The sequence below is a fragment of the Thioclava sp. F1Mire-8 genome (assembly GCF_002213165.1).
GTDB lineage: Bacteria > Pseudomonadota > Alphaproteobacteria > Rhodobacterales > Rhodobacteraceae > Thioclava > Thioclava nitratireducens.
In genome coordinates this window covers 566696-579194 of record NZ_NBNY01000002.1, presented here as the reverse complement: position 1 = coordinate 579194, position 12499 = coordinate 566696, and the positions used below count along the sequence as shown (strand labels likewise).

At 62.8% G+C, this 12499-nt stretch carries 12 protein-coding genes; 4 read left to right on the top strand and 8 right to left on the bottom strand.

Annotation, left to right across the window (positions count from 1 at the left end):
• Positions 1-69 precede the first annotated feature (69 nt).
• Together B6V75_RS11255 and B6V75_RS11250 are read left to right on the top strand one after the other, a co-directional pair.
• Positions 70-741, top strand: a complete 672-nt coding sequence (locus B6V75_RS11255) for a response regulator transcription factor (RefSeq protein WP_075774265.1) — start codon at positions 70-72, stop codon at positions 739-741.
• Entirely contained in the window at positions 738-2123 is a 1386-nt protein-coding gene (locus B6V75_RS11250; protein ID WP_240496949.1) for a sensor histidine kinase, read from the top strand. Before B6V75_RS11255 ends, B6V75_RS11250 begins: the two co-directional genes overlap by 4 nt.
• 267 nt (positions 2124-2390) lie before the next feature.
• Here B6V75_RS11250 and B6V75_RS11245 read toward each other — a convergent pair whose 3' ends face one another.
• Entirely contained in the window at positions 2391-2819 is a 429-nt protein-coding gene (locus B6V75_RS11245; RefSeq protein WP_240496948.1) for a VOC family protein, read from the bottom strand.
• Between the two features lie 435 nt (positions 2820-3254).
• Between B6V75_RS11245 and soxR the strand changes: the two genes are divergently transcribed.
• Positions 3255-3695, top strand: coding sequence for a redox-sensitive transcriptional activator SoxR (gene soxR / locus B6V75_RS11240; protein WP_075774263.1), 441 nt, complete (start codon positions 3255-3257; stop codon positions 3693-3695).
• A gap of 1234 nt (positions 3696-4929) precedes the next feature.
• Here soxR and B6V75_RS11230 read toward each other — a convergent pair.
• The 7 genes from B6V75_RS11230 to B6V75_RS11200 all read right to left on the bottom strand — a co-directional run bounded on the left by B6V75_RS11230 (position 4930) and on the right by B6V75_RS11200 (position 11888).
• On the bottom strand, positions 4930-5679 hold the full coding sequence (locus tag B6V75_RS11230; RefSeq protein ID WP_088719737.1) for an aldolase/citrate lyase family protein: 750 nt from the start codon (positions 5677-5679) through the stop codon (positions 4930-4932).
• Between the two features lie 144 nt (positions 5680-5823).
• Entirely contained in the window at positions 5824-6621 is a 798-nt protein-coding gene (locus tag B6V75_RS11225; protein ID WP_206198489.1) for a 2-oxo-hepta-3-ene-1,7-dioic acid hydratase, read from the bottom strand.
• Positions 6618-7499, bottom strand: a complete 882-nt coding sequence (locus tag B6V75_RS11220; protein WP_088719735.1) for a fumarylacetoacetate hydrolase family protein — start codon at positions 7497-7499, stop codon at positions 6618-6620. Before B6V75_RS11220 ends, B6V75_RS11225 begins: the two co-directional genes overlap by 4 nt.
• Positions 7496-8908 (bottom strand): pyridoxal-dependent decarboxylase, encoded by a 1413-nt coding sequence (locus tag B6V75_RS11215; RefSeq protein WP_088719734.1) that lies wholly within the window; start codon positions 8906-8908, stop codon positions 7496-7498. The genes B6V75_RS11220 and B6V75_RS11215 overlap by 4 nt, the downstream gene beginning before the upstream one ends.
• A gap of 38 nt (positions 8909-8946) precedes the next feature.
• Entirely contained in the window at positions 8947-9927 is a 981-nt protein-coding gene (gene hpaD / locus B6V75_RS11210; RefSeq protein ID WP_088719733.1) for a 3,4-dihydroxyphenylacetate 2,3-dioxygenase, read from the bottom strand.
• A gap of 54 nt (positions 9928-9981) precedes the next feature.
• Positions 9982-11490, bottom strand: a complete 1509-nt coding sequence (gene hpaE / locus B6V75_RS11205; protein WP_088719732.1) for a 5-carboxymethyl-2-hydroxymuconate semialdehyde dehydrogenase — start codon at positions 11488-11490, stop codon at positions 9982-9984.
• On the bottom strand, positions 11490-11888 hold the full coding sequence (locus tag B6V75_RS11200; RefSeq protein WP_075774255.1) for a 5-carboxymethyl-2-hydroxymuconate Delta-isomerase: 399 nt from the start codon (positions 11886-11888) through the stop codon (positions 11490-11492). The genes hpaE and B6V75_RS11200 overlap by 1 nt, the downstream gene beginning before the upstream one ends.
• 104 nt (positions 11889-11992) lie before the next feature.
• Between B6V75_RS11200 and hpaR the strand changes: the two genes are divergently transcribed.
• A complete protein-coding gene (hpaR, locus tag B6V75_RS11195) occupies positions 11993-12475 on the top strand; it encodes a homoprotocatechuate degradation operon regulator HpaR (RefSeq protein ID WP_075774254.1) in 483 nt (160 codons plus the stop codon).
• Positions 12476-12499 lie beyond the last annotated feature (24 nt).

Sequence of the window (12499 nt, the reverse complement as noted above, 5' to 3'; positions counted from 1 at the left end):
TCCTCCTACACCGGCAACATGTCGTCCTAACCTTGCGCGAAACTTGCGCAACATGACAAAGAAGTAACCATGCGCATCGCCGTCATCGAAGATAACGAGGCTCTGTCCCGCGCCATCGCCTTCCGCCTGCGGGATCGCGGCCATGCCGTGGACCTTCTGCATGACGGGCTCGAGGCCGACCGTTTCCTCGCGCAGGAAGGCGCGGATCTGATCGTTCTGGATCTGAACTTACCGGGGATGGACGGGATCGAGGTGTTGCGGGCGCTGCGCAGGCGCGGCGACGGGGCGCCGGTGATCCTGCTGACCGCGCGCTCTGAAACGGCCGAGCGGGTTGCCGGGCTGGATGCAGGGGCGGATGACTACCTCACCAAACCCTTCGAGATGGATGAATTGGAAGCCCGGTTGCGGGCGATGGCACGACGCAAGAACCTCGAATTCATGGAGCGCGACACGTTCGGTCCGCTCGTCTTCGACCGCACCAGCCGTCAGTTGATGCATGACGAAACTCCGCTCGAAATTCCGCGCAAGGAGATCGCCACGCTGGAATGTCTCCTCGAACGGCGCGGACGGATCGTCTCCAAATCGGCATTGATCACGCATGTCTACGGCACCGGCTCGGATGCCGAGGAAAGCGCGATCGAACCGCATGTCTCGCGACTGCGCAAACGACTTGAGCCATACGGAATCAAGATCAAGACGGCTCGAGGCCTGGGCTACATGCTCGAGGTGGAAGCTTCATGATCTCGCAGCCCAAGGCCATGTCCTTGCGGATGAGGCTGTTCCTCGTCATCCTCCCGCCGCTCTTGCTGGTCTCGATCCTGTTGGGGTGGTGGCGCTTCTCGGTGGGGCAACGAACCTCGGAAGAGCTCTTTGATCGTAGTCTCCTCGCCGCGGCACTGGCAATTTCGCGCGATGTCGCGATCTCTGAGGGCGATGCGCTTTCGCCGAGCACCCGGGATATCATTTCGGACGCAGGCGGCGGCGAAGTCTTTTACCACGTGACCGGACCGGGCGGGATATACGTGACCGGCTACGCCTATCCGCCGCGCCCCGAAACCGACGTGCCGCAGGAGAAGCCCTATTACTATATGGCGGAATATCGCGGCGAACTGGTGCGCGTCATGCGGATGCATGAACGTCGAACGATTGGCAACATGACCGGAGAAACCGTCGTCACGGTCTGGCAACGCGCGAGCGATCGCCGTGCCTTCGCTCGCCAGTTGGCCCAACGGGCGGCAGCCGTCATCGTCGTTCTGATGGTCGCGCTGAGTCTGCTGATCTGGTTCGGTGTCCAGATCGGTCTCCGGCCTCTCAACGATCTTCAGGCCGCGATCGAGAAACGCTCTCCCGATGATCTCGCCCGCATCAAACGCCCAGTGCCTAAAGAAGTCATGGGCATCGTTACGACTCTCAACAGGCTGCTGCTGCAGATGCGTCGAAGCATAGAAACCCATCAAGCCTTCATTTCCGATGCGGCCCATCAGCTTCGCAATCCTGCTTCCGCCCTCCTCGCACTGGCCGAGACTCTGCCGGGCGTGCGCGATCCAGCCGAACGCGAGGCGCGCCAGCAGGATCTAATCGAGGCGGCGCGCAACTCCGCCCGATTGGCGGACCAACTCCTCTCGCTCGAGCGGCTTCGCTACGAAGGCGGGGACACCATTGAGGCGTTCGACCTGAATACGGTCGTGGAAGAGGCCTGCCGCAGCTTTGGCTCCGCAGCGCTTTCGCGTGACATCGAATTCGAACTCGAAACGTCCCCCGAGCCCCTTCCCGTGAGCGGCGCCCCTGTTCTGATCGGTGAGGCGGTGCGGAACTTGCTGGAGAACGCCCTTCACCACGGCGGCCCGACAATGACCCGTATCGCGGTTAGAACGGAACAATTTGGGGGGGAAGCCATAATCACAGTGCAAGACGACGGAGTCGGCATCCCGCTCGATCAAGAAGAGACCGCATTTCGGCGCTTCTCACAGCTTAGGAACGGGCAAGGCACCGGTCTTGGTCTCGCGATCGTCGAACAGATTTTACACCGCCACAAAGGGGAGGTGAGACTAGCCCCCTGCGACCGCGGAACTCGTGTCCGACTGACGCTTCCGCTTGCCACGTGTCTCCCGGGCGACTGTTGAAGCGACCTCCGCAGAGGGCACTGCGAGTGTTAGGATGAGTGTCCGTTTGACGTTCGAAGCGGATGCTATCTCGCTGGAAACGCAAGGACCGCTTTGGGCCGAAGTGGCCCACCCAGCTCTGCGGTGCCCGTCAAGCACGCCGAGCTGTTGAAGCTACGTGGCCGTATTTTCGCGCCTGTGCAGTTGTTTCACCTTCCATAGATACCCTGCGCGTCCGAGAGAGAACGTTTGACGGCTGCCACTTTATCTTGGGAAGGCTGCACATCATTACCCTTGCTCGTCGGTAAAGAAGGGATCGTCGGCGTTCTTCAGGCTGCACACGTTGCCGTCCGGATCGATGAACGCGCCGGTCGTGCCCCAGTCGTGCATTTTGACTTCGACTGGCACGCCTTGAGCCTCCAGCAGGCTGGCCGCAGCCTTCACGTCTGAGACGTTGAAGCGCAACGCAACCGGGTTTTGAGAAATGTCTTTCCGGGTGACTTCGGCGCGTCCGCCGGTCTCGATCATCAAATATCCGTCGCCGAAGCGAAGGCAGGTCAGCCCTGGCTTTTCATACCAAAGCGGCAGACCGACCTTGGTTTGATAAAACTCTACGCAGGCCTCGTAGCGTTCGGTGAAGAGGATGAGGCCATGACATTCGATCATGTCTGTCAACTTGTTCGCGGGCGCGGTTTCGCTGTCGATTTCGATGGGCATTTCTGATCTCCTGTCAGTGCAATTCGTTATATCGCCTCGCGTCCGGCGGCGCGGGTGGTAGGCCAACGTCGCGCCGGATATGCGAGCAAAGGGTAGTCGTAGCGATCGATTTGGATCTCTGCCGTGACCGCAGCAACGCCCACAACAGCGCGCAAACGACAGACGTCGCTCTATGGCGGCGGAGCAAGCAATGAAGTTCATCGCGCAGCTGCAAAGCTTGCGGGTGCGCCTCTGGCGTCATGATGCGCTCCCAACGTTCAGCCGGTCTCGACTGCTTCCTACCTGTCCCGGCATGTGGAAAGCCTGCGACTTTTGAGCCGAAGGATAAGCGTGAATCTGTCGCATTGGTTTTCTCCGTTGACTGTCGAATGAGCGGCGTTCTAAAAGTTCAAGCTAACTTGAGGTCAATGCTGAAATTTGAGAAACGACCGGACCATGGAAACGACGCTGACCATCAATCAAATTTCACGCCGCAGCGGCATCGCCTCCTCGGCGCTGCGCTATTACGAGGAGCGCGGGCTCATTTCGTCCGAGCGGGCTGGCTCCGGGCACAGACGCTTCCCACGCCACGTTCTGCGGCGCCTCGCCTTTATCACTTTCGCTCAGACCCTCGGCATGACGCTTGAAGAGATCAAAACCGAACTCGACAAGCTGCCGACAGACCATGTTCCGACCGGGGAAGACTGGGCGGCGCTGTCAGAGAAGTGGACGCACCGGGTCGACGAGCAGATTGCCCAACTTCAGCGCCTGCGAAAGACTCTAACCGCTTGCATCGGCTGCGGCTGCCTCTCCTTGAAATCCTGCGAGATGTTCAATCCCAAGGATGAGCTGCGTCAGCGTGGAACGGGCCCGCGAAAGTGGATCGAGGATATCTGAGAGCGTGGCCAAGGCACGGCCGAAAATTAGTGCGATCATCTAAAAAATTTGGGTGAATTCGAAATAGACGTTAGTTTTCACAGCGACATCCCGCTTGACGCTGAACGATCTCACTGATCGTCGATATGCCGAACATCGGCATTAGGGTGTGCGTGAGATGTTGACGCTCGCGTTGCTCCTTGTGAGGCTTTGCGCCGGAAGTCAGGGCGTGTCGGGGGGCTAGGAATGGATAACGAGGTGCACGGAAAGTGCCAGTGTGGAGCCGTAAGGTTTCGCATATCGGGAGAGTTCGAGAGCTTCTTCCTGTGCCATTGCGGACGCTGCCGCAAAGATAGCGGCACGGCCCATTCCGCGAACCTGTTTTCATCGACTGCTGAGATCACCTGGATGTCCGGGGCGGAAAACATCAGGGTGTTTCGCGTTCCCGGGACACAGCATGTGAAGAGCTTCTGTGCAGACTGCGGGTCGGCGCTGCCGTTCTGTCAAGCGCATGATGGCTCGCTCGTCGTTCCAGCGGGCTCACTCGATAGCCCGCTCAAAATTCGACCCACCGCGCATATTTGCGTTTCCAGTCGCGCGAACTGGGACAATGACCTGGCCTCGATCGAAAGGCACGACGGGCTTCCCGGTCGATCCGAGTAGGTTGGGGGCCCGTCACGCACTGCATCCAGAGAGGGAAAAGCACCTCTCACTGCGTCCTTATATTCGTGCCGTTCTTGCCCCGCCTGAGCGACCGCGGCTGTGATTTCGTCCAAAATGGCCAAGGTCGTCGCCCTTCATAGCGCAATCGTCAGGGCCGTCGAAAACCGCGAGCCGGAGGCCGCAAAGAAAGCGATGAAAGCCGTCCTGGAGCGCTCCAGCGATGAATGTCTACGCTCCCGCGGGATGGGCTGAGCCCAGCTCCGCCCCGAGAAAATTGGACCGTTTGAAACTGGAATTTTCCGCTACGCTTCCTTGGCTGTAAGAGAAGTGCAATCGCAAGAAGGCGAGCAAAGCACGGCGCGACAGGCAACAAGGCCCCGATCACGCTGACGAAATCGGGGTGGCGTCACCAGCCCGCCACCCTGATCAAAGCCGGCGACATCCTCCTCTACCGCTGCGCGCGTCGCGTGGGTACAGAGCCAGCTCGGCATGCAACAGCTCCAAAAGAACGTGCCGTCGCCGATCTCAGCGCTGACCGAGCTCTGTAACGTCATGGCATCAGACGTAACCTCTTTCGCGTCCGAAGGTGCCCTTACCCAAGGGTGAGCCCCTTGCGCAGTGCGATCAGGTCAATGTCACGGGAGACGAAAACGGCGCCGGCCTCGAGCGCACGCTGATAGACCTCGTCGTCGGTGGTCAGGATGCCCGGCGGCAGGCCCGCGGCGCGGATGCGCGTGATCGCATCTAGCACCGCCGCAGTAGTCTCGGGGTGCGAAGGCTCGCCCGGGTGCCCAAGCGAGGCGGCCAGATCCGCAGGTCCGACGAAGATTCCGTCAACCCCGGGCACGGCCGCGATCTCTTCGAGATTGGAGAGGCCCTCGACACTCTCGATCTGTACGACAAGACAGATCTCTTCACGTGCGACCTTGTGATAGCCCGGGACCGTCGCGAAGCGCGTGGCGCGGTTCATGCCGGAGACCCCACGCATGCCCCGCGGCGGATATTCGACCGCCGCCACCGCAGCGCGCGCCATCTCTGCGTCGTGCACCATCGGCACGAGGATCGTCTGCGCGCCGAGGTCGAGGATTTTCTTGATCTCCGCCGCGTCGAGAGAGCCGGGCCGCACGATCGGCGAGAGAGGATACGGGGCCACCGCCTGCAGCAGCGGCAAAACACTGCGCGGGTCGAGCGCCGAATGCTCGGTGTCGAACATCATCCAGTCGTAACCGCAGCCGGCGATCAGCTCGGTGGCGAGCGGATCGCTCATCGTGCACCAACAGCCCCGCTGGACCTCGAAGGCTTTCAGCGCGGCTTTGAACGAATTCCTTGGCAGATCGACCATCGTGACTTTCTCTCTTGTTGACCTCGGCACGCGCGGGAGGGATGCCCGGGGCCGTCTTGAAAAGGTTGGTTCGGAGCTTATTCGAAACAGACGCGGGTCGCACTTCGCGAACAGCGATCCGCCGGGTTTGGATGACGTCCCGTCTCAGTCGAAGGCAATAGCGACGTTCCCGAAGGTGCCGAAATCGGCCTCGATCCGGGTCACGGGCGGGCACTCGACCGGCGCGATGAACGAGCCCGACAGGATCACCTGCCCCGCTTCGATCCGCTGGCCGTATTGGCCCATTCGCCGCGCGAGCCAGACCAGCCCCTGCACCGGATCGTCCAGCACTGCCGCGCCTAGCCCGGTAGTTTCGACCTCGCCATCCTTGCGAAGGATCGCACCGGTCCAGCGCAGGTCGACCTTGGCCGGCTCGTGGCGCGCCTCGCCCAGCACGATCCCCGCATTCGCCGCGTTGTCCGACACGGTATCGACAATCACACGCGCCTGCCCGGTCGCGGGATCGGCGCGCAGAATGCGGGTGTCGAGGATCTCCAGCGACGGGGCCACGTAATCGGTCGCCGCCAGCACCGCAGCGCGATCCGCCGTGGCATCGAGCGGCGCTTTCATCACGAAGGCGATCTCGGCCTCGATCCGCGGCTGGATGAAACGGCCCGCGGGCACGGTTGCGCCACTGGCGAACAGCATATCATCATAGAGCACGCCCGAATCCGGCGTCTCGATCTTCAGCGCGGCTTGCATCACCTTTGAGGTCAAACCGATCTTCCAGCCAAGGATCGACCGCCCCGCCGCCAGCTTGCGCGCCATCTGCGCCGACTGGATCGCATAGGCGTCGTCAAGCGTCATCTCCGGATGGCGCAGGCTCAGCAGCCCGATCTGTCTGCGCGCCTCTTCGGCGGCCAGCAACTCGTCGGCGGCCTGCGCGATCTGATCGGGGCTCAGCATGTTGGCTCATCCGCGACGGAGTTGCGCAGCAAGCCGATGCCTTCGGCCTCGACCTCGATCACGTCGCCCGGTTGCAGCCAGATCGGCGGATCGAACCGCGCTCCCGCCCCGGTCGGCGTGCCACACACGATCACGTCGCCTGGCGCCAGCGTCGTGAAGGTGGACACGTAATTCACGATATAGCGGAAATCGAAGATCATCCGGCCTGTGCGGTCTTTTTGCCTGATCTCGCCATTGACGCGGGTGGTCAGCTCGATGTCGTCCAGTTGCGCGGCCTCGCGGAACGGCACCAGCCACGGGCCCATCGCGCCGGAGCGGTCCCAGTTCTTGCCCTGGGTCACGTTGAATTTCGCATGGCGCACCCAGTCGCGGATCGTGCCCTCGTTGCACAGGGTCAGCGCGGCGATGTGATCGTAGGCGTCTTCCTTCGCGATCCGGCGACCCGCCTTGCCGATCACGATCGCCACCTCGCCCTCGTAATCTAGCTGCGGGCTTTCCGGCGGACGGATCAGCGGCTGGCCATGCCCGGTGAAGCTGCGCGGGAAGCGGATGAACATCGAGGGATAAGGCGGCGCGGCCTGCCCGTCCTTGTATTCCGCGTTGCGGTCGGGAAAGTTCACCCCGATGCAGATCAGCTTCTCTGGGGCGGCCATCGGGATCAGGAACTCGACCTCGTCGGCGCGATAATCAGGCGCGCGGCCCTCCGCCGCCGCGATCACCTCTTCCAGCGCGCCGGCCTCGACGACCTGCTGCAGGGTCGCGAACCGCGCGCCGAACTCCCGCGTCAGATCGACGATGCCGCCATCCTGCACCACGCCGTAGCGATCCGTGCCAACGGTGCGAAACGCCGCGATGCGCGGCAGTGTCAGCGTCATGACATTCCCTCCTGTGAAAGTCCCAGGCCATCGAGAATGGCGCTGTAGGCGATGTCGATATCGGCTTCGCGCATCGCGAAGGACCCGGCCTGGAAGCGGATCGCAAGCTGGCTGCCGACCCGCGTTTGGGTAAGGTAGATGCGCCCGTCATCATTGATCGCGCTCAGATGCGAGATCGTATCGTCGTCCGATGCGCCCGCGCGGCGAAACGAGAACAGCGACAGCACCGGGGCGGTCACGATCTCAACGCCCGGGGTTGCAGCCAGCCGGTCATGCAGCATCCCCGCCCAGCGAACGTGATCGCGGATCATCGCGCGCAGCCCCTCAAGCCCGTGAAAGCGCAGCAGGAACCACAGCTTGAGCGCGCGGAAACGGCGCCCCAGGGGGACGGACCATTCGGAATAGTTGACGACCCCATCGCGACCATGGGTCTTGAGATACTCGGGCTGGATCGCCAGCGTGCGCACCAGCATCTCGGGGTCGCGAATGAAATGGGCCGAGCAGTCGAAAGACGCGCCCAACCATTTATGCGGATTGAAGACGACGGAATCCGCACCCTCGATCCCGGCCCAAAGCGTGCGGAACTCGGGACAGATCATTGCGGAACCCGCCCAGGCCGCATCGACATGGATCAACAGATCGTGGGCATGCGCGACCGCAACCAGCTCGCCAATATCGTCGCAGGCCCCGGTGCTGGTCGCCCCGACGCAGCCGATTACCCCGGCGGGCTGATACCCGGCCGCCAGATCCGCGCGGATCGCCGCCTCCAGCGCTTCGGGCGGGAGCGCGCCACTACGCGGATCGGCGGGCAGTTTCACAAGGTTGTCCTGCCCGATCCCCGCGATCCAGATCGCCCGATCGATGGAGGAATGCACCTGATCCGAGCAATAGATCCGCAGGCGTAGCGCTTGACTGAGCCCCGCGCGATTTCCCTGCCAGCCCAACGTACGCTCGCGCATCATCAAGACCGCCGCCAGCGTCGCGGACGAGGCGCTGTCCTGAATGACGCCCGAGAACGCCTCGGGCAGCCCCAGCGCGTCGCGCAGCCATTCCATCATCCGGGTTTCCAGCTCGGTCGCGGCCGGAGAGGTCTGCCACAGCATGCATTGCGCGGCCATAGCGGTGACCAGATATTCCGCCACCACCGAGACAGGGGCAGCATTGCTGGGAAAGTAAGCGAAGAAGCGCGGATGCTGCCAATGGGTCATGCCCGGCTCGATCAGGCTCTCGAACTCGTCAAAGATCCGCTCCATTTCGCAGCCGTTCTCGGGCGGCCTGGGTGGGAGCGCGCGGTAGATCTCGCCGGGCGTCGTGCGCGCGCGCACCGGGCGGGCATCGAGTGTTTCGCGATATTTAACGCCCCATTCCGCCGCGCGCCGCGACCATGTCTCGAAATCCTGAGCATCCATCCTGTCTCTCCTGCAAGGGTCTCGTGTACGGGGCCCGCTCACGGCGCGATGATCGGAGTGGCCTTCATGTCGCTGGCGACCGGCTCGACATCCTGAAACCGCGAGCCATGCTCGAACCACGAGCGCGGAGCGGGCGCCCCCCACAGCGTCTGACGCTGCGGGTCCTTCAGATCCCAGCGGATCGCCTCGAGATCGGGATCGACGGTCTGATAATCCGAGCAGTAGATCTCGATCCGGTGACCATCGGGATCGAGGATATACAGGAAGAACGCGTTCGAAATGCCGTGGCGGCCCGGTCCGCGCTCGATATTGGCGACATAGCCGGTGGTCGACATCAGGTCGAGCAGATCGATGATGTTGAGCGGCGTCGGCACCCAGAACGCGGTGTGATGCAAACGCGGGCCAAGCCCATTCGTGAAGGCGATGTCATGCACTCCGCCCTTGCGATGGGTCCATGCCGCCCAAAGCCGCCCGCTCTCTTCGTCCTCGGTATATTCGGTGACGCGGAAACCGATGCGATTGTAAAACTCGACCGCCTTGTCGACATCGCTGGCAAAGCAGTTGAAATGGTCGATCCGGAGCGGTTTGACGCCGTGATAGAGGGCGTATTTCTGGTGGATCGGCTCCAGCCGGTCCATCCGGAAATAGAATTCGATCGGCATGCCGAAACAGTCATGGGTGCGCAGGGTGCGGCCTTGATAAGGGCGCTCGACCCATTCGACCGAATGCCCCTCGGACTTGAACCAGTCATGCGCCTTGTCCAGCTCGCCCTCGTCGAACAGCTTGAATGCGAGCGAGCGCACATTGGCCTCGGGCGTCTTGACCAGCACGACCGAGTGATGCCCGCGCTCTTCCATCGCACGCAGGAAGATATGACGATCGTCCTCGTCGGTCACCTGAAGCCCCAGCGTATCGACATAGAAGGCGCGGCTGGCGGCCAGATCGGTCACGCCGAAGACGACATGGCTGAGACGGATGATGTTGAACGGTGGATACAGGTTCGGGGCCGGAATGGGCATGTCTCGCTCCCTTGAGGAAAGATCGGGGCGGCCTCCTCCGACCGCCCTCTGTCGTTAGCCGAGGCGTGGCACGCGATGTGCCTGACGCGGGAAGGAAACGTTGACCGTCTCCATGTAGAAATCGAAGGACCAGTCGCCGCCATCGCGCCCGATGCCGCTAGCCTTCACGCCGCCGAACGGGCTGGGCAGATGGCGCACGTTCTCTGAATTCACCCAAATCATGCCCGCCTCCAGCGCGTCGGTCATCCGCATGGCGCGATCCAGATCGGCAGTCCACAGATAGGCGGCCAACCCGTAATCGACGTCATTGGCCAAGGCGAGCGCCTCATCCTCGTCGGCGAAGGGGATCGCGGTCAGCACCGGGCCGAAGATTTCCTCCTGCGCGATGGTCATGTCGTTGCGGGCTTGTGTGAACAGCGTGGGCGCGACGTAGCAGCCCTGATCTCCAACTTTCTCGCCGCCGGTCGCGATCGTCGCGCCTTCCTCGCGGGCGGTCTCGAAATAGGAGAGCACCTTGGCCTCGTGCTCGGGATGGATCAGCGGCCCCACCACCGTCTCCGGATCGAGCGGATGGCCGACCTTGATATTCGCCGCCACCTTGGCGACGCGCGTGCAGACCTCGTCGTAGATGTTCTCCTGCACCAGAAGCCGAGAGGACGAGGTGCAGCGTTCGCCGTTGAGAGAGTAGATCATAAAGCTCGCGGCATCGACGGCGCGGTCGATGTCAGCATCGTCGAACAGGATCACGGGGTTCTTCCCGCCGAGCTCGAAATGCACGCGCTTCAGCGTCGCCGCGCCCTGCGCCATGATCATCGAACCGGTGCGGCTTTCGCCCACGAACGCAATCGCCTTGATGTCGGGATGTTCGGTCAGCCGCTTGCCCGCATCCTCGCCGTAGCCGTTAACGAGGTTCAGAACCCCTCTCGGCAGCCCGGCCTCCTCGGCGATCTCGACCAGCAGCTTGGCGGTCATCGGCGAAAATTCGGCAGGCTTGTGCACCACCGTGCAGCCAGCTGCCAGCGCGGGGGCGATCTTCCAGGTGGATAGCATGAAGGGCGTGTTCCACGGGGTGATGACGCCCACGGGGCCGATCGGGCGGCGCGAGGTCACGTTCATCTGCGTCGCGTTGCGCAGAGCCTGACCATCCTCGGCCGCCGGTGCTTTGTCCGCAAAGAACCGGAAATTGGCCGCACCACGCAGTGCCGCTTTCGACATGAAGCGCAGCGCCTGTCCGGTGTCGAGGCATTCGGTAAAGGCGATGCGCTCGGCATTCGCCTCGATCGCCTCGGCGACTTTGATCAGGAGCTTGCGGCGGTCGGTCCCGGGCATCTTGCTCCAGGTCTTGAACGCCTCTTTCGCAGCGGCGACCGCGCGGTCGATATCCTCGACCCCGCCTTTCGCGACCTTTGCCAGCGGCTTCAGATCGACGGGCGACAGCGTGTCGAACGTGGCACCAGATGCGGCCGCGACGCTTTCGCCTCCGATGTGATTGCGCACGCCGGTTTGCGCGAAATGCGCGATATAGCCTTCGGCACGGCGCAGGTTTTCCGTCAGATCGGTCATCACTTACCCTTGGCTTGGCCCGACAGGCGGGCGTGGATCGGTGTCTGCTTCCAGCTCAGCTCCGGATCGATCACCCGGATTTCGAGCGAGAGCGCGAAATGTTCGGTGGCCAGCGGACCGGCAAGCGCGGTCTGGGCGGCGGCAAAAATCGCATCGCCCCCCGCGCGCAAGGTCGCCGTGTCCCGCCCTGCCCCCACCGAAAGTGTCAGCGCGGCGAAGTCATTCTCCGGCAATCCGTCGGCCACGACCGCATGATCGGCGCGGAAGGCGCGCACTCGGATTCCGGCCACCGGGAACAGACCACATTCGACCATCGCGGCATGCAGCGCATGGCAGACCGCCGACATATCGACGCGCTCCGCCAGCCCTGCGGAATATTCGATCTTGAGATGCGGCACGATTCTCCTCCCGCGCTTTTCATTAACATGTTAAGCTTATCCAGACTTGTCAACTGCTCCAAACCCACCGATTTTGCGCGCCACCTGACAGGAACGAGGTTTCGATGCCCCAAGACAGCGCCCCCCGACAGCGGCCCGACGGGTTCGAGTTGAACGCCCCGCGTCGCTCCTTGCCGATCGCCCTGCTGCGGGCGCGGGAATTGGTGATGGAGCGGTTCCGCCCGATGCTCAACGCGCACGACGTGACCGAGCAGCAATGGCGCGTGTTGCGGGTGCTGCGCGAGAGCGGACCGCTCGACGCCACGATGCTGGCCGAACGTGCCTGCGTGCTGGCCCCTTCGCTGACCCGGATGCTGCGCGCGCTCGAGACTCGTGGATTGATCGAAATCCGCCGCGACGGCGAAGACCGAAGACGGGCCCGCGTCGGCCTGAGCGAGGCCGGCACCGCCTTCCTTCGTGACGTCTCGCCGCAAAGCGCCGAGATCTATGCCAAGCTCGAGGCCGAAATCGGCGCAGAGCGGATCACCCGGCTTCTCGATGAGCTTGAAGCTTTCGTCGCCGCGCTGGAACATGACGAGCGCGCGTGAAACAGCCCGGATTGGCGCGCGCTT